Annotated in this window: 22 protein-coding genes, 1 tRNA gene and 1 pseudogene; 12 read left to right on the forward strand and 12 right to left on the reverse strand. The window is 56.2% G+C overall.

All coding sequences use genetic code 11. The features are described from left to right. Nucleotides 1-98: 98 nt before the first annotated feature. From mnmH to ppiB, 6 genes are all read right to left on the reverse strand, one after another. Nucleotides 99-1,175 carry a tRNA 2-selenouridine(34) synthase MnmH gene (gene mnmH / locus N438_RS15210; RefSeq protein WP_008805467.1) on the reverse strand — a complete coding sequence of 359 codons (1,077 nt, stop codon included), beginning with the start codon at nucleotides 1,173-1,175 and terminating at the stop codon, nucleotides 99-101. 111 nt (nucleotides 1,176-1,286) lie between these two features. Then, nucleotides 1,287-2,354 carry a 5-(carboxyamino)imidazole ribonucleotide synthase gene (gene purK / locus N438_RS15215; RefSeq protein WP_008805468.1) on the reverse strand — a complete coding sequence of 356 codons (1,068 nt, stop codon included), beginning with the start codon at nucleotides 2,352-2,354 and terminating at the stop codon, nucleotides 1,287-1,289. Further along, on the reverse strand, nucleotides 2,351-2,860 hold the full coding sequence (gene purE / locus N438_RS15220) for a 5-(carboxyamino)imidazole ribonucleotide mutase (RefSeq protein WP_004204711.1): 510 nt from the start codon (nucleotides 2,858-2,860) through the stop codon (nucleotides 2,351-2,353). Before purE ends, purK begins: the two co-directional genes overlap by 4 nt. Nucleotides 2,861-2,956: 96 nt before the next feature. Continuing rightward, nucleotides 2,957-3,295 carry a hypothetical protein gene (locus N438_RS15230; protein ID WP_012968796.1) on the reverse strand — a complete coding sequence of 113 codons (339 nt, stop codon included), beginning with the start codon at nucleotides 3,293-3,295 and terminating at the stop codon, nucleotides 2,957-2,959. 107 nt (nucleotides 3,296-3,402) lie between these two features. Continuing rightward, the gene (gene lpxH, locus N438_RS15235; RefSeq protein ID WP_032732630.1) at nucleotides 3,403-4,125 is read right to left on the reverse strand and encodes a UDP-2,3-diacylglucosamine diphosphatase; all 723 of its coding nucleotides are present in this window, start codon (nucleotides 4,123-4,125) and stop codon (nucleotides 3,403-3,405) included. A 3-nt stretch (nucleotides 4,126-4,128) separates the two neighbouring features. Further along, nucleotides 4,129-4,623, reverse strand: a complete 495-nt coding sequence (gene ppiB, locus N438_RS15240; protein ID WP_008805471.1) for a peptidylprolyl isomerase B — start codon at nucleotides 4,621-4,623, stop codon at nucleotides 4,129-4,131. 175 nt (nucleotides 4,624-4,798) lie between these two features. Between ppiB and cysS the strand changes: the two genes are divergently transcribed. Beyond that, complete coding sequence (gene cysS / locus N438_RS15245) at nucleotides 4,799-6,184, forward strand: cysteine--tRNA ligase (RefSeq protein ID WP_004143010.1); 1,386 nt, start codon at nucleotides 4,799-4,801, stop codon at nucleotides 6,182-6,184. Between the two features lie 45 nt (nucleotides 6,185-6,229). Here cysS and ybcJ read toward each other — a convergent pair whose 3' ends face one another. Together ybcJ and folD are read right to left on the reverse strand one after the other, a co-directional pair. After that, nucleotides 6,230-6,442, reverse strand: coding sequence for a ribosome-associated protein YbcJ (gene ybcJ / locus N438_RS15250; RefSeq protein WP_004143016.1), 213 nt, complete (start codon nucleotides 6,440-6,442; stop codon nucleotides 6,230-6,232). A gap of 1 nt (nucleotide 6,443) precedes the next feature. Next, nucleotides 6,444-7,310 (reverse strand): bifunctional methylenetetrahydrofolate dehydrogenase/methenyltetrahydrofolate cyclohydrolase FolD, encoded by an 867-nt coding sequence (folD, locus tag N438_RS15255; RefSeq protein WP_004143017.1) that lies wholly within the window; start codon nucleotides 7,308-7,310, stop codon nucleotides 6,444-6,446. A gap of 339 nt (nucleotides 7,311-7,649) precedes the next feature. Between folD and N438_RS15265 the strand changes: the two genes are divergently transcribed. The 4 genes and pseudogenes from N438_RS15265 (at nucleotide 7,650) to N438_RS15280 (ending at nucleotide 9,953) form a co-directional block, all read left to right on the forward strand. Further along, nucleotides 7,650-7,726: transfer RNA gene (locus tag N438_RS15265), tRNA-Arg, on the forward strand. A gap of 316 nt (nucleotides 7,727-8,042) precedes the next feature. Continuing rightward, a pseudogene (locus N438_RS15270) lies at nucleotides 8,043-8,768 on the forward strand (POTRA domain-containing protein); the annotation flags it as partial. Nucleotides 8,769-9,114: 346 nt separating this feature from the next. Continuing rightward, complete coding sequence (locus N438_RS15275) at nucleotides 9,115-9,360, forward strand: hypothetical protein (protein WP_100040860.1); 246 nt, start codon at nucleotides 9,115-9,117, stop codon at nucleotides 9,358-9,360. A gap of 26 nt (nucleotides 9,361-9,386) precedes the next feature. Beyond that, nucleotides 9,387-9,953: a hemagglutinin repeat family protein gene (locus N438_RS15280; protein WP_022065134.1), complete on the forward strand. Its 567-nt coding sequence runs from the start codon at nucleotides 9,387-9,389 to the stop codon at nucleotides 9,951-9,953. 284 nt (nucleotides 9,954-10,237) lie between these two features. Here the strand turns inward: N438_RS15280 and N438_RS15290 are convergent, their stop codons facing one another. Further along, nucleotides 10,238-10,777 (reverse strand): hypothetical protein, encoded by a 540-nt coding sequence (locus N438_RS15290; protein ID WP_012968793.1) that lies wholly within the window; start codon nucleotides 10,775-10,777, stop codon nucleotides 10,238-10,240. Nucleotides 10,778-11,148: 371 nt separating this feature from the next. Between N438_RS15290 and uraH the strand changes: the two genes are divergently transcribed. Continuing rightward, nucleotides 11,149-11,550 (forward strand): hydroxyisourate hydrolase, encoded by a 402-nt coding sequence (uraH, locus tag N438_RS15295; protein ID WP_008805473.1) that lies wholly within the window; start codon nucleotides 11,149-11,151, stop codon nucleotides 11,548-11,550. Nucleotides 11,551-11,628: 78 nt separating this feature from the next. Here uraH and N438_RS15300 read toward each other — a convergent pair whose 3' ends face one another. Continuing rightward, nucleotides 11,629-11,799: a hypothetical protein gene (locus tag N438_RS15300; protein ID WP_002892370.1), complete on the reverse strand. Its 171-nt coding sequence runs from the start codon at nucleotides 11,797-11,799 to the stop codon at nucleotides 11,629-11,631. A 324-nt stretch (nucleotides 11,800-12,123) separates the two neighbouring features. Here N438_RS15300 and N438_RS28110 point away from each other — a divergent pair, with 324 nt between their 5' ends. Next, the gene (locus tag N438_RS28110) at nucleotides 12,124-12,264 is read left to right on the forward strand and encodes a hypothetical protein (protein ID WP_020804400.1); all 141 of its coding nucleotides are present in this window, start codon (nucleotides 12,124-12,126) and stop codon (nucleotides 12,262-12,264) included. Between the two features lie 45 nt (nucleotides 12,265-12,309). Beyond that, the gene (locus N438_RS15305; RefSeq protein ID WP_023339736.1) at nucleotides 12,310-13,614 is read left to right on the forward strand and encodes a citrate synthase; all 1,305 of its coding nucleotides are present in this window, start codon (nucleotides 12,310-12,312) and stop codon (nucleotides 13,612-13,614) included. A gap of 52 nt (nucleotides 13,615-13,666) precedes the next feature. Here N438_RS15305 and N438_RS15310 read toward each other — a convergent pair whose 3' ends face one another. Both N438_RS15310 and N438_RS15315 read right to left on the reverse strand, forming a co-directional pair. Next, on the reverse strand, nucleotides 13,667-13,972 hold the full coding sequence (locus N438_RS15310) for a hypothetical protein (RefSeq protein WP_022064705.1): 306 nt from the start codon (nucleotides 13,970-13,972) through the stop codon (nucleotides 13,667-13,669). Then, nucleotides 13,950-14,612, reverse strand: coding sequence for a LuxR C-terminal-related transcriptional regulator (locus N438_RS15315; protein ID WP_008805477.1), 663 nt, complete (start codon nucleotides 14,610-14,612; stop codon nucleotides 13,950-13,952). The genes N438_RS15310 and N438_RS15315 overlap by 23 nt, the downstream gene beginning before the upstream one ends. A 471-nt stretch (nucleotides 14,613-15,083) precedes the next feature. Here N438_RS15315 and N438_RS15320 point away from each other — a divergent pair, with 471 nt between their 5' ends. The 4 genes from N438_RS15320 to N438_RS15335 are packed head-to-tail and all read left to right on the forward strand — an operon-like array spanning nucleotide 15,084 to nucleotide 19,871. Continuing rightward, nucleotides 15,084-15,644: a fimbrial protein gene (locus N438_RS15320; protein ID WP_012542568.1), complete on the forward strand. Its 561-nt coding sequence runs from the start codon at nucleotides 15,084-15,086 to the stop codon at nucleotides 15,642-15,644. 58 nt (nucleotides 15,645-15,702) lie between these two features. After that, on the forward strand, nucleotides 15,703-16,398 hold the full coding sequence (locus tag N438_RS15325; protein WP_008805478.1) for a molecular chaperone: 696 nt from the start codon (nucleotides 15,703-15,705) through the stop codon (nucleotides 16,396-16,398). A gap of 10 nt (nucleotides 16,399-16,408) precedes the next feature. Further along, complete coding sequence (locus N438_RS15330; RefSeq protein ID WP_063106188.1) at nucleotides 16,409-18,844, forward strand: fimbria/pilus outer membrane usher protein; 2,436 nt, start codon at nucleotides 16,409-16,411, stop codon at nucleotides 18,842-18,844. Nucleotide 18,845: 1 nt separating this feature from the next. Continuing rightward, the gene (locus tag N438_RS15335; protein ID WP_008805480.1) at nucleotides 18,846-19,871 is read left to right on the forward strand and encodes a fimbrial protein; all 1,026 of its coding nucleotides are present in this window, start codon (nucleotides 18,846-18,848) and stop codon (nucleotides 19,869-19,871) included. Nucleotides 19,872-19,877 lie beyond the last annotated feature (6 nt).

The raw sequence follows: 19,877 nt of genomic DNA on the forward strand, positions 1-19,877 counted from the left end.
ACTCCCCGGTCGCGCTGCGCTACCGGGGCTATAAATCGCGCCGACCAGTAGCCCGGCTAAGGCGTTTACGCCGCAAGCCGGGACAATAGCGCATGCGATTACTTCGCCAGCCAGGCGGCGACCTCCTGCCAGCTGCCGCGAAACAGGATCTTCCCGGCTTTTTTCCCCAACTGATAGCGATACATCGGGTCGTAGTATTCTTCCAGCAGCGGCACCAGCCAGGCGAAGTGCGCCTCGGTGCTGGCGGTGCGCTGCTGCTGCGCCAGCGCCTCATCGAGCCGTTCAGTCAACTGAGCAAAACGCTGCAGCCCCAGGCGACGGCGGATGGCAAACAGACCGTGATGGAGGTACTCGCCGTATGCCTGCCAGCCTTTCTCTTCGCCATACGCGGCGATAAAGTCGCGATACATGCGATCGAAATACTCTTCGCGCAGCCGTTCGAGGCGAACGTCAAATGGATCTTCCACCACCGCCAGCGGCGATTGCGCCATGCGGAGGCGCAGGCACTCCGGCAGATGGTTGGCACCGATCATATGGCCTTCATCTTCCAGCACCCAGCGGGTCTGCTGTTCGGCTTTTTTAAGCAGGCTGACCGCCAGGTGGTTTTCAAAGGTGGCCTGCGGGTGCTGATCCTGCAGGGTTCGACCGAATGAAGAACCGCGGTGATGGGCAAGCCCTTCCAGATCGATACCGTCCGGTCGCGAGCAGACCAGTTGAGTTTTGCCATTGCCGGTGCAGCCGCCAATCAGCACAATCGGGCGCTGTACCAGTTCGTCGGTGGCCTGGATCGCCGCCTGGCGTAGCGCTTTATAGCCGCCGACGATCAGGGGGTACTCCACGCCAGCGTCTTTCAGCCACTGCTGGACGATATGCGATCGCTGGCCGCCGCGGGCGCAGCACAGGTAACCGTGCGGGTAACGGGCGCACGCTTCCAGCCACGCCTGGATCCGGCTGGCGCGCAGGTCGCCATCAACCAGCTTATGGCCGAGCGCCAGCGCCGCCTCTGGCCCCTGACGCTTGTAGCAGGTGCCGACCGCGGCGCGTTCTTCATCATTCATCAGCGGCAGGTTGATCGCCGCCGGCATCGCGCTTTGGCTAAACTCCACCGGGGCGCGTACGTCAATCAGTGGCGTATCGCTGGCGAGAATGGCGCGATAATCCGTCCCATTGGTCATGGGGTATCCTCTGAAGTCAAAACAGAAATGGGCTTTACAGCAAGGGGGGGATTGTACGCGCCTCAAGGTGTGCCGGGGAAGGGGATAGATCAAATCCCCGGCACGCAGGGCTTAGCTGAGCTGCGATTGCGCCCAGAACAGGCCGCTGGTGTACTCCGGCGGCAGCAGCGGCTTGATCGCTTCCAGCGTCGCGCTCAGGCGATCGGTATCGCTGTCGGTGAGGTTCAGGTGCCCGACTTTGCGACCCGGACGCACCTCTTTATCGTACCAGTGCAGGTGCACCAGCGGCAGCTTCAGCCAGTCGTAGTTGAGATCGGTGCCGATCAGGTTGATCATTACCGACGGGCTGTTGACCACCGGCGGCGGCAGCGGCAGGTCGGTAATCGCTCGCAGATGCAGTTCAAACTGGCTGATGGAGGCGCCATTTTGCGTCCAGTGGCCGCTGTTGTGCACGCGCGGCGCCAGCTCGTTGATCAGCAGCCCCTCGGCGGTGACGAAGCACTCCATCGCCATCACGCCGACGTAGTTCAGCTCGTTCATGATCGCCGTCAGCATGCTTTCCGCTTGTTCCTGCTGGCGGGCATTGGCCTGCGGGAAGGCCACGCTGGCGCGCAGAATACCGTCCTGATGCAGGTTGCGGGTCAGCGGGTAGAAGACGGTGCTACCGTCATGAGCGCGGGCGCCCACCAGAGACACTTCGCCGGAGAAGTTAATCCCCTGCTCGACGATGCACTCGCCGTAGTTATCCTCCGGGAGTTGCGCGGTTTCGTCAGCGCGCAGGCGCCACTGGCCGCGGCCGTCGTAGCCGCCGACGCGACGCTTAACGATCGCCAGCTCGCCGAGACGAGCAAACACCGCCGGCCATTCGCTTTTATCCGCCAGCAGCTGCCACGGGGCAGTGGCCAGGCCAAGCTTGTCGAACAGCTGCTTTTGCGTCAGGCGGTCGGCGATAATCGGGAAGACATCGCGGTTGACGAACGCCGGATGGCGGGCCAGCTCGCGGGTGAGGGCGGTTTCCGGCCAGCGTTCAATTTCTGCCGTGATGACGCTCTGCTGGAACGGCACCGCTTCCGGGTCGGCTTCCAGCCCCACCGGCCAGACGGCGATGCCCAGCGGCTCACCGGCCTGGCGCAGCATGCGACCTAACTGACCGTTACCGAGCACGCATACCTGTTTCATGCCGCACCCCGCGGATCCGGGTTATCCAGCACTTCATCGGTTTGTGCCTGACGCCAGGCGCTCAGGCGCTGGTGCAGTTCGGCATCATGCTGGGCAAGGATCTGCGCGGCGAGCAGGCCAGCATTCGCTGCGCCAGCTTTGCCGATAGCCAGCGTACCGACCGGAATGCCGCGCGGCATTTGCACAATGGAGTAGAGGCTGTCGACACCGCTTAAGGCCGCGCTCTGAACCGGTACGCCGAGCACCGGCACCAGGGTTTTCGCCGCAATCATGCCCGGCAGATGCGCCGCGCCGCCTGCCCCTGCAATAATCACCTGATAGCCATTGCTTTCGGCGCTTTCAGCGAAGCTGAACAGCTTATCGGGCGTGCGGTGGGCGGAGACCACTTCGACATGGTACGGAACGTTCAGGGCATCAAGGATTTCTGCGGTAAATTGCATGGTAGCCCAGTCGCTTTTGGACCCCATCACGATGGCGATACGCGCCGAATTATTGCGGGAAGACATGCGTCTTAAAACTCCTGTGGGTGTGTTTCACACTGCTTTAGAGGCCACAGAGAATAGCATGAACTGCCAGCAAGGAAAACGGTTGCGTGCGCATGGTTAGCCGTCTTTTGTCTCGTTCAGTGATGACGTCGATCGCGGCTTAGTGGCCTTTATCTCATTCATGATACAGGTGATGAGCAGCACTAACCCCCAAGGGAGCATCAGGGTGCCCATCACCAGTAAATAGATTTGTACCAGCCGACTATCGTGAGGGCGGGTACAGAGCAAATAAATGGCATAGAAATAGATGGCCCACGCCAGCATTGCACACCAGACAAACGTCAGCGTGTTGCCAATAGCGACGCCGACTAAGGCGATATAACTTACCCCTAACGGATTGAGGATCGCGATGATCGTTCCCCACATCAGCGGCTGACTCCACTTTTTTCTGTTCATGCTCGTTCCTTGAGAGTGATGTCGTGGGAGACTAGCATGCAGGACGCGGGGAAGCGCGCACCTTTACCCGGGCAAAAGACGGTTTCGGAATTGTGCTCGCGCAGGAACTAGAACGGAAAGTGGATCAGTTCGACGTCGTCCGGTGTCACCTTGACCATCGAACCTTCGCTGTGCCAGGCGCCAAGTACCACGCGCCATGCGGGTTGGCCGTTGGCCTGCAGTTCATGGACCGCCGGGCGATGGGTATGGCCGTGGATCAGCCACTGCACATGATGTCTTTCCATGACGTCAACTACCGCCTGTGGATTCACATCCATAATGTCCATTGATTTACTGCTGTTGGCGGCTTTGCTGTCGGCGCGCATGCGGGCGGCGATGCGGCGGCGGATCAACAGCGGCAGGGCCAGGAACAGACGCTGGATCCACGGGGTGTGGACTTTGGCGCGAAACGCCAGATAGCCTGGGTCATCGGTGCACAGCGTGTCGCCATGCATAATCAACACTTCACGGCCATAGAGGTCCAGTCGCTCTTCTTCGGCGAGCAGGAGCATCCCGCTCTGGCGGGCAAAGCGCTGGCCGACGAGAAAATCGCGGTTGCCGTGGATGAAGTAGCACGGCACGCCGGCGTCGACGACGGCTTTGATTGCCGAGGCAATTTGTTGGTGCAGCGGGTTCGGATCGTCATCGCCGATCCACGCCTCAAACAGATCGCCAAGGATATACAGGGCGTCCGCCTGGCGGGCTTCTCCCTGTAAAAAACGCAGAAAACCGGCGGTGATCGCCGGTTCTTCTGTTTGCAGGTGCAAATCTGCAATAAAAAGTGTCGCCACGAATTACTCGCTGACGGTGACGCTTTTGATGATCACATCATCTTTCGGCACATCCTGGTGCATGCCGCTGCGGCCGGTGGCAACCGCTTTGATTTTGTCTACCACGTCCATGCCTTCAACCACTTCGGCGAAAACGCAGTAGCCCCAACCCTGCAGGCTTTCGCCAGAGAAGTTCAGGAAGTCGTTATCGGCCACGTTGATGAAGAACTGGGCGGTGGCGGAGTGCGGCGCCTGAGTACGGGCCATTGCCAGCGTACCACGGGTGTTTTTCAGGCCGTTGTTCGCTTCGTTCTGAATCGGAGATTTGGTCTCTTTTTGTTTCATGCCCGGTTCGAAACCGCCGCCCTGAATCATAAAGCCGTTGATAACACGGTGGAAAATGGTGTTGTCGTAGAAACCTTCGCGGCAGTAGTCCAGGAAGTTTTTAACTGTTTCCGGCGCTTTGTCGTCAAACGTTTTGATTACGATATCGCCATGATTGGTGTGGAAAGTAACCATTTTTGCATCCTGTTCCGATGAGTGTGGTGCCAGCACCCGATGTCGGGTGAGATATAGGGGGGTGTTATAGCATAACCGCGGGGGTCGATGCACCTTGCAATGTGTGCTGCGTCCGGTCTGAATTATGGGTATTATAGAGACTTCATTACCCACACACGTCTACACGGAATCTTCGATGTTAAAAATTTTTAATACACTGACGCGCCAGAAAGAGGAATTTAAACCTATCCATGCCGGGGAAGTCGGCATGTACGTGTGTGGTATTACCGTTTACGATCTCTGTCATATCGGCCATGGCCGTACCTTCGTCTCCTTTGATGTCGTGGCGCGCTATCTGCGTTTTCTTGGCTATAAGCTGAAGTACGTGCGCAATATCACCGATATCGACGACAAAATCATTAAGCGCGCTAATGAAAACGGCGAAAGCTTTGTCGCGCTGGTCGATCGCATGATTGCCGAAATGCACAAAGATTTTGACGCGCTGAATATTCTGCGTCCCGACAGCGAACCGCGCGCAACGCACCATATCGCGGAGATCATTGAGATCACCGAGCAGCTGATCGCTAAAGGCCATGCTTACGTCGCAGATAACGGCGACGTGATGTTTGACGTGCCGACGGACCCGAATTACGGTCTGCTGTCACGCCAGGATCTCGATCAACTGCAGGCGGGGGCGCGCGTCGACGTGGTTGACGTCAAGCGGAATCCGATGGACTTTGTCCTGTGGAAGATGTCGAAAGAGGGCGAGCCAAGCTGGCCGTCGCCGTGGGGCGCGGGTCGTCCGGGCTGGCATATCGAGTGCTCGGCGATGAACTGCAAGCAGCTCGGCAACCACTTCGATATTCACGGCGGTGGTTCGGATCTGATGTTCCCGCATCATGAAAACGAAATCGCCCAGTCCACCTGCGCCCATGACGGCGAGTACGTTAACTACTGGATGCACTCCGGCATGGTGATGGTTGACCGCGAGAAGATGTCGAAATCGCTGGGTAACTTCTTTACCGTCCGCGACGTGCTGAAGTATTACGATGCGGAGACGATTCGCTACTTCCTGATGTCCGGCCACTATCGCAGCCAGCTGAACTACAGCGAAGAGAACCTCAAGCAGGCGCGTTCGGCGCTGGAGCGTCTGTACACCGCGCTGCGCGGGACGGACAAATCCGTCGACGCGGCGGGTGGCGAAGCCTTCGAAGCACGCTTTATCGAGGCAATGGACGACGACTTCAACACCCCGGAAGCCTATTCGGTGCTGTTCGATATGGCGCGTGAAGTAAACCGCCTGAAAACCGAGGACGCGGCCGCGGCGAACGCCATGGCGGCCCACCTGCGTAAGCTTGCTGCGGTGCTGGGTCTGCTGGAGCAGGAGCCGGAGGCGTTCCTGCAGAGCGGCGCGCAGGTTGACGACGCGGAAGTGGCGGAGATCGAATCGCTGATCCAGCAGCGTCTGGACGCGCGTAAAGCGAAAGACTGGGCGGCGGCGGATGCGGCGCGCGACCGTCTTAACGAGATGGGCATTGTGCTGGAAGATGGCCCGCAGGGCACCACCTGGCGCCGGAAGTAAGCCATAAAAAAACGCCCGCAAAAGCGGGCGTTTTTCTTTTCGTTGTCAGGCCGTGACGGTGACGCTCTGGCCTTCAAAGCTCACCGTCTGACCGGCGACGATCTTGCAGCGTTTGCGGGTTTCCACCGCGCCGTCAACTTTCACCAGCCCGTCAGCGATAGCGATTTTCGCCTGGGCGCCGCTTTCGCTCCAGCCTTCCAGCTTCAGCAGATCGCACAGCTCAACGTGCGGGTGTTTACCTAAGGAAAATGTCGCCATCTCAGGCCTCCTCAACGTCGTGATACTCTTCGCACGCCTGCAGCGTGTTCTGAATCAGGGTGGCGACGGTCATCGGGCCAACGCCGCCGGGAACCGGGGTGATGTAGGATGCGCGTTCGGCGGCGTCTTCATACACCACGTCGCCGACCACTTTGCCGCTTTCCAGACGGTTAATGCCGACATCGACCACAATCGCCCCTTCTTTAATCCACTCGCCAGGAATAAAGCCCGGTTTACCTACTGCAACGATCAGCAGGTCGGCGTTTTCGACGTGATGGCGCAGGTTTTTGGTAAAGCGGTGGGTCACGGTGGTGGTGCAGCCGGCCAGCAGCAGCTCCATGCTCATCGGGCGACCGACGATATTGGACGCGCCAATGACCACCGCATTGAGGCCGTAGGTGTCGATATTGTAGCGTTCCAGCAAGGTCACGATACCGCGCGGAGTGCACGGACGCAGGCGCGGCGCCCGCTGGCACAGGCGGCCAACGTTGTAGGGATGGAAGCCGTCGACGTCTTTATCCGGCGCGATGCGCTCGAGCACTTTGACGTTGTCGATCCCTGCCGGCAGGGGCAGCTGAACCAGAATACCGTCGATGGTCTTATCGGCATTCAGGGTGTCGATAAGCTCCAGCAGCTCGGCTTCGCTGGTGGTTTCCGGGAGATCGTAAGAGCGGGAGACGAAGCCCACTTCTTCACATGCTTTGCGCTTGCTGCCGACATAAATCTGCGAGGCCGGGTTGCTACCGACCAGCACGACGGCCAGCCCAGGGGCGCGTTTTCCGGCCGCAACGCGAGCCTTCACTTTTTCCGCAACCTCAGAGCGTACCTGCTGCGCAATCGTTTTACCGTCAATAATTTTTGCTGCCATCAGAGAGAGGATTCCATCTGTATCTTTACGAAAGGGGGATGAGGATATTTTGTCAGAAGCGGGCCTCGCTGTCAGTCCTCGTTTGCTGTTTTATCCTGTATGCGGTGAATTTAGCCTGTTTTGACCCTGTTAAGTCCAGGGTCATTGGTGTGTTGCGCCTGGCCACTAAGTGAATTTTCGCGCGCATGAGCTCCGGTGGTATGCTTCTTGTACAGTTGCTGAGGGATATTTCGCCAGCATCGTATAAGCCCCGCAGTTTCCTGGCAAAATGGATTGACTCAACGGACGTGGACCGTATAATTCCAGGCGTTTCACTCCGCGAAGCACTCGCTTCTCAGGGCGCCCTTAGCTCAGCTGGATAGAGCAACGGCCTTCTAAGCCGTAGGTCACAGGTTCGAATCCTGTAGGGCGTGCCATTCAATATCAGCTTCTTATCCTCTTGCTGCTTTTTCGTACCGGACACCATTTTCCCTATCCTGTAACCTGGCTGTGCTATTGCGGTTGAAAAACATATTTCAACTACGTGTTAATACATTCGTTATTTTCCCCTGCCGTCTATTTTGCTGCGCAAAAGTCATTATCCTCAAAACGATCCTCATTCATTATTTCATGTTCACATACCGTAAGTTTCATGCTTAAATCCGCGCAACATATAATGGAATATGTTTTTGCACTGCACGTTAAGTAATAACGAGAACACGGATGAAATCTCTGTATTTGGCTCTGGGACTAATGACGCTGAGTCTGACCACCCACGCCGCTTTTTTATCGCCAGCCGATCGCGACAGCATTGAGCAACAGCAGCAACAATTACTGCGTCAGAACCAGCAGCAACGTGAATCGCTGGAGCGCGCCACGCCCAGCCTTCACGCGGCGATGCCTGCGCAGGCTGAAGCCTCTGATGGTCCCTGTTTTTCTATCCATCGCATCGCGTTAGATGGCGCGACGCTTATTGATCCGCGTCAGCAGCAAAAAATAGTCCAGCCCTGGCTTGGGCAGTGCATGGATATTGCGCGTATTACTAAACTCGTAAATATTATTTCCGACTGGTATATCAGTCGGGGATATATTACCAGCCGCGCTTTTCTGACCGAGCAGGATTTACGTTCCGGGGTATTACATCTGACTATTCTTGAAGGAAAGCTCGAAAAAATCACCATGGAAGGGGCGGCTAAACGTGAGTTAACAATGGCGTTTCCAGGGCTGGAAGGCCATATTCTTAACCTGCGTGATATCGAACAGGGGATGGAGCAGATTAACCGCACGCGCGCGACGCCTGTGCAAATTGAAATCCAGCCGGGCGAAAAACCTGGCGGCTCCATCGTTAACCTGACGGCGACAGCGGAGCGCCCACTTTTGTTGTCGATGAGCGTCGACAACAGCGGCCAGAAGAGTACAGGTAACTCTGTTGTTGCTGGCTGGATAAACGTTGCAAGCATAGGGAATGGCTTATGGGGAACAGTGGGCTGGAATGCAGCCGGTGGCGCGCTAACCAATCAGATCAACGGTGACAATCCTTTAACAGGAGCAATTACTAATGGTCTGGGTTCTGCTGGCGGTTACTGGGGAGGCAAACTAATCTCTTCAGGCACAAATGCGGCTGGTAAATGGCTAACCGGCGGCTGGGATCCTAAGTTTAATCCTGACCTGCTGAAATATACCGAAATTAAAGGTCAACTGGGGATCTCTAAGGAGATGTTGCCTGGTAAGCTTCCAGGCAATATGGGTAATATTGGAGCTTCAGTAATATCAGAGGGAGGCGGTAAAGGAGCTGAACAGGTAATAAAAAAAATAGGAGATAAAAATGAAAAATGATCTCCGAGTTAGATGTGTTCAGTCTCTATTTCTCTTAGCTGCTACGATTTTATTCATGATCGCATTATCTGTATGCGGAAAGATTTTTTTTTCGTTGTTACTGTGGCTGCTTGGCGATGGTTTTAATACAACTTGGCAAGATGTTTTGCACGGAGCAAAATTAGGACTTTATGGTGGAAGCATTGGAGGCATTGGACTCGCATTATTCCGCCTTTTTAAAGTAAAGGGATTTTAATCTATGTCGAAAAGATCCCAGCCTTTGTGGTTGGGATTGTTGTTGAGACTAACTCGCTGAGTCTGCCAAAAGGGATGACGGAAACCGGACAGGCAGCCACATCCTGGGTGAAGTATGCGCAGGACAACAATCTTTCGCCGGAGCAGGTACAGGCCGGGTTAAAGGATATCGTACGCGGCGACTTGCCGGAAAGCGCGGATATTATCAAAACCATCCTGAGTAATAACCCGGGCTCGGATACGGTAATGGCGTTGCTGACAGCGGAAGAGGCGAAGGATTACGCGCTGGCTCTGCTGACGTCAATCCCGGCAGAAAAAGCGTTATCGTTAGTGGGTAAAGCAGCCGGTATTATTGATAACACAATACTGATTAGAGCAGCGGAGAAGATCTCGACGGCTAAGCCGGGTAAACAATTTACAGCGCCGAGGGATTTGAATGAGCAAACGTTCTGGAAACAGGTTGAATCAAATCCTTCACAAGGCAATAAGTTGCGGGATATGAATAATGATCCCAGATTTCCTGCTTCTGCTGGATTTCAGAAAATGGAGGCGACGCATTATCTGCCTGGTGATAACCAGCCTGCGGTGCAATGACCACTACGACAACACGCAGAACAGCCTCAGTGGTGGCCTGGGCTACACCTTCGGCGCCGGGTCGTGGTCAGGGGAGCCTAATTGTCAGCCGCGACAAAATGACCAGTGATAACCAGAAGCAGGACGTAGCTGGCCTAAGCCGTGATGCGGAACACACCAGCGGCAGTTTAAGCCCAGTCTCCGACAAGGAGAAAGCGTAGCGGCGCCTGATATAAATCCAGGTGATCGGTGATTTTGCCGCTATCCCATTCTTTCAACATCTACAAACTGAGCGCTGATATACCTTACGTATTTGAAGGTATCGGATACTTCAGCTCGATCTGCGGCGCATCGCTTAGCCGCCGGCCAGATTTTGCCATCAGGTATCCGGCGATTTCTTCAGGCGTCAAATCGACATGAAGCATGTCTTTATCCTGAAACCATTCATCTGGCCAGTAGATAAGGTCGGATGGATTGGCATCAAAGTTTTTCTCCAGCACTCCCAGCGCGTAGCTTTGTTCAGATTCCTTACCTTCGGCCTGACACACAAACTGGATGATCTGAATCAGCTCATCCCAGGTTAAATCCGCCACATATTTTTCTTGATTAAATGCCATCCGGGTGAAGTCTTTTGCACTGGTCCATGAAGAGAAGTCCCGGAAATCAGAGAATGCATATGGGTTAATGACCTGACTATTCCAGCTATCTATCAACATTTTCAATCCGGCATCTTCTTCCTTGGCCCCATTATCAATTTGCGACAGTATCTCTTCGGCCATGTCCGCTAGCTGTTGCAGTTTCTGGCGGTTTACTTTGGCTGGTTGCAGACGATCGGGTAATGGCATCGGGTTAGTCCTTGTAAAATTGAGCGTATTAGTGACAAGCTATGAGCCCATCCTGGTCAAACATTTATCCAAAGTCTATATACAATCAATCCCTCTTCTGACAACGATCGGCTCACGGTATAAGCATCAGCGACAGGTCCCGGACGTTCGTTACCCGCCGTCCGGAAAAGGTCTGCTTTTCAAGATGAAAAGATCATATCTGTTAGCCGACTTTCCCTGTGCAGAAGGCCGTTTATGGCCTGTTTCAGCGCACATCCAGTTGCGCCTTTCCCCGCCGAATAACCGCAATCTGATAACAAAAAGTTTAATTTTTTTCCCCGCCGCGCTGACTATAGTTAGGGCACTTTCACTTGCCCAATAAGGTCACGATTATGAAATTAGTTATCGCCTCCGTAATTTCTCTGCTCAGCTTCAGCGCGCTGGCGGCGCCAGAGGGGACGCTCAGCGTACACATTCTTAATCAGCAAACCGGGCTCCCTTCACCGGGGGTGCAGATTGAGCTGGATAAACAGCAGGGGGAGAGCTGGCAGCATATCGCCACCGGTAAAACGGATGCCGATGGGCGGATTAAATCGCTCTATCCGCAGGCGGAGAATATGGAGCCGGGGGTTTATAAAGTGACGTTTAAAACCGGTGACTATTTTAAAAGCCAAAACATGAATACGTTCTTCCCGGTGGTCCCGGTTATTTTCAATGTCACAAAGCAAAATCAAAAACTGCATATCCCGCTGCTGCTCAGTCAGTACGGATACTCTACCTACCGCGGCAGCTGATGACGCAAGCTGCTATCCAGCCAACGCCTGCGCCTCTTCCGCAGGCGTCACGCTTTCCTCGCACCACGATGTCCACGCCTAACGCTCGGTCTCTTTCTCTTTAAAGTGTTTAACAGCTTCGTCGTACATCGCCAGCAGGCCGGAAATTTCGCCTTCATATTGCGGCACGCGCTGGGCGCGAACGAGCTCAATCAGCAGCGCATAGGCTGCTTCTTCCGGGGCCGCATGTGGATTGATCAGTCCAGACATATCACCTCCTTAACAGTGGGCCTTTAGCCTACCCCTCGGCGGGAAAACGCAACAGCCTGATATGCAACCAGTACTTCTTATATGGCTCTTGTGAAACCTCAGAGGCGAAGACTACGGCGGAAATCAATTGAAGGAGGGGTTATCCAGACCACTGGCGTGGCGGTTAGCGGTGCATCTACACTGGCAGCAGGCTCATCATCAGCCAGGCGATGGTAATGCAGATGAGGGTCATCGACAGCACAAAATTCATGGTAGCTCTTCTTCATCCTTTCTTTACTCAGCGTAAATTTTGACAGCGATGATCGCCTTTATCCTTGGCGATTTGTGCCGCTATCCGGCGGTGGGCTGGGGAAAGACGGCCTGTTTCCCCGTGAAGGCCAGCAAAATATCCTCTTTGTCAGGGTTATAGTGATGACATCAATGAATAAGCGGCATCACATTGGTTATGTTGGTCTTTCCGCCTGAAGAATGACTTCAGGTCGCTGATAAGCTTGCTGGGGGACTAACAGGATGAGCACTACACCGTTAACGCTTTCTTTTGCCGGGCAACAACCGCCCATCGCCCTGCCGCAGGTGCCGGGAACGCGGGGGCCGGTGGGAGTCGACATGCGCGGGCTAAATCAGTCCGGATTCTGCAGCTATGACCCCGGCTTCGCCAATACCGCCGGATGCCAGTCGGCGATCTCGTGGATCGATACAGAAAACAGCGTGCTGCTGCACCGCGGCTATCCGGTAGATCAGCTGGCTCGCCAGTGCGATTTTCTCGAAGTGGCCTACATCATGCTGAACGGTGACGCGCCGGATGAGGCCAGCTATCAAACCTTTCGCGAGACCATCACCCGCCATACTCTGGTCCACGAGCAGATAGCCCGCATGTGCAGCGGCTTTCGTCGCGATTCGCACCCGATGGCGCTGATGTGCGCCCTGGTGGGGGCGCTGGCGGCGTTCTATCATGATGTCCTGGATGTGGAAAATCCGCAGCACCGGGCGCTGGCCGCCACCCGGCTGCTGTCGAAAATGCCCACTATCGCCGCCATGAGCTACAAGTACACCATTGAACAACCCGCCGCGTATCCGCGCAACGATCTCTCCTATGCCGGAAATTTCCTGCAGATGCTGTTTGCTATCCCGGCGGAGAAATATGTTCTGAATCCGGTCATCGAGCAGGCGATGAACCAGATCCTGGTGCTCCATGCCGATCACGGGCAGTGCGCCTCGACCACCACGGTGCGTGCGGCGGGCTCCTCCGGGGCGAATTTATTCGCCTGCGTCGCCGCCGGGCTGGCGTCGCTGTGGGGGCCAATGCACGGTGGCGCCAATGAATCGAGCATGCGAATGCTGGAGGAGATTGAAAGCGTCGATCAGGTTCCGGCGTTTCTGCGCCAGGCGAAGCGCGATCCGCAGGCATTTCGCCGGCTGGGTTTTGGCAACTCGCGCTACCGTCACCGCGATCCGCGCGCCGGGATCCTGCGTGAAACCAGCCATCGGGTACTGGCGGAGGTAGGCATGTCCGACCGTTTGCTGCAGGTGGCGATGGCCCTTGAGGACGTGGCGCTGACCGACCCCTATTTTGTGGACAATGGCCTGTCGCCGAGCGTGGATTTCTATACCGCGGTGATCCTCAAGGCGATGAATCTGCCTTCGTCGATGTTTGCGGTGGTCACCGCGGTCGGTCGGACGGTCGGTTGGGTGGCGCACTGGAACGAGATGCACCAGGCGCCGCTGACCATCTACCGGCCACGGCAGATTTACGTTGGCGAGGGCTATCGGGATTACGTCTCCCGACGCGGCGAGCAGTCTGCTGGCCCAAGGTAATGCCTTACGGGCAGGAGGCGCGCGGCGTCTTCCTGCCCTGGCAGCATGTCACTCAGAGGTGCCGGGAGAGCAGATAGTGCTCGACGGCGGTATATTCGGTTAACCGGGTATACAGCGCCAACAGGGCGCTGAGAAAAGCGCCTACCTCACAGGCCTGCGGCCCGGGTGTGGCGAGTAATGGCTGTAGCGTAGCTCTCAGTTGATCAAGGTCAGACTTCAGCACATACGGTATATGCAGGGTGCTGAGGATGGCTTCAGTCTGCTGGAAATCGTGACGAGATGGCAACGCCTCGTCTGCGCTTAGCCAGCTCAGGATAATCAACATGAGGCGATTTTTAGCGTAGAGATACGATTTCATGGCCTGTCTCCTGTCGGTAGTGGCGCAACACCATCCCCTGAACTTTGTTCATCAGTTCCACGTTATTTTTCACCGCCAGCTTGCTAAGGACGCGTGAACGGTAGTAGTAGACCCGTTTGATCGTGAGCTGCATGGTGCTGGCCACGTGACACAACGGCATTCCCCCCATCAACAGGCTGATTAAAAAAGTTTCCTTACGGGTCAGGTTATAGCTGTCAGGTATGGCGATATAGAGCTTGTCGGCGGGGGGCGACGTCCAGCGCGGAGCGCGGGCAAGCGCCGTACTGAGCCCGGCAAAACTGGTGATGAACTCTGCGCCAAGCACAATGGCGAGGCTGCTTTCGAGCTCGCTCAACGGGTAGCCTGATTTGGCAAAAATAAAGATCCGGATCAGGGGATTAAACGATTTTAAACTGAGCGCGACCTGCAGTACTTCGATGCTGACGCTGCTGTAATCAATAAGGATGGTGCTTAACCGGGCTCCGGCATCGGTCGCAAAAAAAGTATAGAACATCTCACTCTGTCCGCTAAACGGGTAACAGAGCATTTCTTTAATATCCAGAGGCTTGCTGTTTGGTTCATTAATATACGCCTTCAGCGCAATATTAAAATATTCTGAATCCGCAATGCAGATCAACATAATGACCTCCTGGCATAAATACGCTGTGCATGCTGTCCTGCCTGATTCGACAATTTACTGTAGAGAATACCCGTCTGAAATAACATACTCCCTGCGCTTTCAATCGAGGGGGGAGAACGTGGGAGGAGGTGGTTAATAATGAGGGTGAGATATTTAGATCGCATTTTGCGAATATTTTATGGAAAACATATAATAAAAATTATCATTTATTTACAATAAGTTGTGCTTTTATTGCGCATTTGTTTTATTTCTTTTTCAGAGTGGTGTTAAGACTTTTCTATAAAAATTAGAAATGGTCCTGGTGGCGAATTTGAATAATAAACAATGAAGTGAGTAGGATGTCAGTGCAGGGAAGGGGTTAAAAGATAACTGGTTAATCCAATGGAATGAGCATTAATAAATTGTACGTATAAAGTACGCCAGGGGTATTTCCTGAACGATTCTCCATAAGCGTGGTGATGAGGAGTGAATATGAAAAAATACAGCAGAGGAATGGCATCTTTCGTGGTGATGATGATGCTTTCTCCGGTAGCGGCACAGGCTGCTGATGGCAAAGTCACCTTTAATGGTGAAGTCATCGAAAATACTTGTACGGTAGTGAATAAAGATAAGACGGTGACCCTGCCGACGGTCCAGCGTTCAGCGCTCAGCAGCGCGGGTGAGACGGCGGGCGTGGTTCCTTTCACCATCGATCTGACGAGCTGCACCCCAGGGGCTGATGTCTCGGTGTACTTCGAGAAAGATCAATACGTTTCCACGGAGGGCCGACTAAAAAATACCCTGTCTGACGGCACGGAAGCAGAAAACGTCGATGTGGAACTGCTGAACACCCGGTTTACGCCGATTAACCTCGCGGAGAGCCCGGCGGTCGCTGCAGACGGCACCATTGCTCGCCCGGACGTGATCCCGGTGGCGGTGGCTGAGCAGGATGGTTCCGCCTCGCTGCCTTTCTATGCCCGCTACTATGCGACCGACGCCGCTACGGCTGGAAAAGTCGCTACCTACGTCAACTTTACGGTGGTCTATCCGTAAACCCTGTCCACGGCCCCGCTCAGGGGCCGTTTATCCACCCGGCAAGGAGGAGGTGAATATGCGGCGTATGGTTCTGGCATGGCTGCTGTCCTGCATTTTACCCTCGGCGGACGCCAGCATGGTTATTGACGGCACACGGATTATTTTTCCCGGCGACAAAAAAGAGATCGCCGTCCGGGCCACCAATATGGGGGAGACCCCCTCTCTGACGCAGGTCTGGGTCGACGATGGCCGCGTGCAAAATCAACCGGAAAAAGATTCGGCGCCGTTTATTGTGCTGCCGCCGATTGTGCGTATCGAGCCGGGAAAGGGCCAGAGTTGGCGCCTGGTGTTCAACGGCAGCCGTCTGCCGCAGGATCGGGAGTCGCTGTTCTGGTTTAATCTGCTGGACATCCCGCCTGAGCCGAAAAACGGCACGGCAATCAATTACCTCCAGCTCGCGATACGGTCGCGTATCAAGCTGTTTTACCGTCCGGCAGGCGTGGCGGCGGAAAAAATGGCGCCGGAGAATGCCCTGCGCTGGGCGCTGGCTCCCACGGGCAATGGGCTGCGGGTGAGCAATGCCTCATCGCGCTATATCACCATCGACAGCATCACCCTTAACGGACAAAAACAGTCCGCTGGCATGGTCGCCCCTTTTTCCTCGCTGGAGATCGCGCTTAAAGGGGTCGCGCTGCGTACGCTGCCGGAGAAATTCAGCTTCACCACCATCAATGATTACGGCGCGGTAGTGAATCATAATTATCCTCAGTAAGGACATTATTATGAAACTCAGGGAGATCAAGTTTGGGTTGATGCTGCTCCTTCCCTGGCAGGAGGCATGGGCGGCAGAGGCGTTTAGTTTTAACCGCGCCCATTTGCACGGCGCCGCGCAGGTTGATCTCCAGAAATATCAATACGGTAATCCGCTGCACGCCGGACAGTATCGCAGCACGCTCTCGGTGAATGGCCGGGACCTGGCGGAAGAAACGTTTGTTATCCAGGAACACGATGGCCAGCTTGAGCCCTGCATCTCGCCCTCGCTGTTCGACGCCCTGCAGCTGAAGGATGCCCAGTGGCCGGCGGCGGCCACCTGCCTGCGCTTTTCGCAGATCAATAAGGCGATCGGCTGGGAGTATGACAGCGGGGAAAACGTCCTGCGGGTGAATATGCCCCAGGCGCTACTGCAACCCCATTATCGGGGGGCGGTGAACCTGAAGAAGGTGGATAGCGGCGTGCCCGCCGCAGTGCTGCGCTATCAGGCCAACAGCTATCAGAGCATCGTCGACGGGGATAGCAGCAGCCATCATTATCTCGGGCTGGATGCCAGCCTGCGCGCCTTTGGCTGGCGTTTACATCACCAGTCCAGCTACCAGGCGCAGGAGGGGAATACACACTGGGATAGCATTGCCACCTGGGCTGAGAGAAGTGTAGTGAACTGGGCGTCCACGTTACGGCTGGGTCAGGGATGGACCGACGGAACCTTCTTTGACAGCGTCAGTTTTATCGGCGGCAGGCTGGCTACCGATGTGCGCATGCTGCCGGGCTCCCGCCGCGGCTTTGCGCCGTCGGTTAGCGGCGTGGCGCGCACCAATGCCCGCGTGACGGTCACCCAGAACGGCGCCCTGTTGTACGAGGCCACGGTTCCGCCGGGCAAATTCACCTTTGACGATCTCTATCCCACCAACGCCGGCGGCGATTTACAGGTAACGATCCATGAGGCGGACGGCAGTCAGGAGACCTTTACCGTGCCGTACGCCGCGCTGCCTGGCCTGGTGCGGGCAGGCGCGGTCTACTATGACCTGTCGCTGGGCTATCTGGATGAGGACGGGATCGCCGGGCGGCCGGGATTTGGCGAAGCCACGGCGCAGTACGGCTTCAATGACTATGTCAGCGGCTATACCGGCGCCAACGCGACGACGGATTATTACTCGACGCTGGTCGGCAGCGCCTTCAATACCTACTGGGGGGCGCTGGCGGTCGATCTTTCCCGTTCTGCGGCGAAGGGCAGGGAACGCGGCTGGCAGGAGGGGTATCGCTGGCGGGTATCCGCATCAAAATCCTTCGCGTCCGATACGCGGATGCTGGTCTCGATGAGCCACAGCAACGACGGCAACTATCGTTCCATTCGCGACGCCGTCCGGGAGCACGACCGTTACCCCAACGACTGGCGGGAGATGACCCGCTACAGCGCGACGTTGTCTCAGCAGGCCGGCAGCGGCAGCCTGTCGTTTAACGGAATCTGGAGCGAGGATGTCCACCACCACCGCTGGCGCTCCTATCAGTTGGGGTACGCCAACCGCTATGGCCAGCTCAATTACTACCTGTACGCCCAGCAGAGTCAGGATATTCATCACCGCAATAATCAGGTGGTGGGCGTCTCCTTTTCGCTGCCGTTCGGGCTGGCGGGCAGCCTGACTACCCGCTTTAACCATGATAAGAACTACGGCAGCCAGCTGCAGTCCAGCTATACCGGCAGCGCTGGCGAGAAAAATGCCTTTAGCTATGGCCTGACCGCCAGCTACGACATGCCGCGGGAGAACCCGCACGAGGCCAGCGTTGGGGGCAACGGTAGCCTGCGTACGGATTATGCGTACCTGAATGCCAGCGCCAGCGCCGGTCGCCACCAGCAGCAGTACTCGCTGGGGGCATCGGGCGCCCTGGTGGCGCATCAGGGCGGAATGACCGCCACCCCCGAACTGGGGGAAACTTTCGCCATTGTGGAAGCGCCCGGCGCGGCGGGCGCTCGGGTGGCAAACCGCCTCGGACAGCCAATAAACCGCCAGGGTTTTACGATCATCCCTTACCTCGATCCCTTTACCGATAACTGGCTGGATCTCGATCCGCAGGGTCTGAACGACCATGTGGAGATTGTCTCCAGCAGCACGACGGTGGTGCCCGATTCGGGCGCGGCGGTGAAGGTCAAATTTGTCACGCGTACCGGCTATCCCTGGTTTGCCCATGTCACGCTGCCGGATGGCGCGGCGCCCCCGCTGGGCGCGGAGGTGTTTGACGACAGCGGTCGGGCGGTTGGCGCCGTCGGTCAGGGCGGGCTGCTGTATGCCCGGGTGCCGCAGGCCGACGGCAGCGTCTCGGTAGTATGGGGCGAACGCAGCGGGCAACGCTGCCGGTTGGCCTATGCCATCCGCGGCGACGCGGCGCAACAGGTTAGCCGCGGTACGCCGCATCAGGTCTGCCGGCCGGGAATAAAGGAGAAGTAATATGAAAAAAATCATCGCATCAGGGGTACCGCTTCTGCTGGCCGGCGGATACTGCGCCTCGCTGTCGGCAGCGTGCCAGATGGTCAGTGGCAAAACTATCGAGTATTCAGTGAACGTCAGCCAGGCCAGTATCAACCTTGACGTCAGCAATCGCCCCATCGGCTCCCTGCTATACAGCTACGGAGGGATGATTATCACTAATAACGAACGCTGGGAGATCGCCTGCAGCGGCAGCGAGCCCGGCGGGTTTCAGAGCATCGGCGGCTCACGGGTCGGCCCGGCGGGAGACGGCAAGCCCGGGGATATCTACAGCATCGACCGCCTGCCGGGCATTGGCTACAGCTTCCAGATGGGGGAACAGGATGGCATTAATTTCGATCCCCTGTTCACGGCCTGGCCCTCAGCGCCGGTATTTTCCGGCCAGCGCGCATTTCAGGCGGAAAATAAAAAACCGACCATCTATTTCTGGCGGATTGCCGATAACGGCGGTCTACCGCCGCCGGGCGAGTATTGCCTTAACGATTACCTTGGTGATATTTATCTTGGCGGAGTACAGGCGATGCGCTTTAGCGTCAGTGGGCTCTGTATTCAGGTCAAATCACCCACCTGCAAGATTACTGACGACAGTAAAAACATTAACGTCTTCCTCGGGCGGCATAACAAAACCGCGTTTACCGGGCTCAACAGCACCACCGCCCCGGTTCCTTTTAACATCAACCTGACGAACTGTGAAAATGTCGGCAGCGTGTTTATGCAGTTTAACGCGACGGTGGACAGCGCTGTCGCCGCCAACGAGGTGATTAAAATCGATGACCAACCTGAAGGCGCATCCGGACTTGGCGTGCAAATCCTCAGCGCCGGCGGCGCGCTGGTGCCGCTAAACCAGGTGAGCCAGGTCTGGTCCGGGAATAAAGGCAGTCAGACGAACTATCGTTTATCCTATCAGGCCCGCTATATCCAGACGCAGCCCGCAGTGACTGCGGGCGAGGCGAACGCCAGCGCGACCTTCGTGGTGACTTATAACTGATCGGCC

This window comes from Klebsiella sp. GL120222-02 (assembly GCF_003097195.1).
GTDB lineage: Bacteria > Pseudomonadota > Gammaproteobacteria > Enterobacterales > Enterobacteriaceae > Klebsiella > Klebsiella variicola.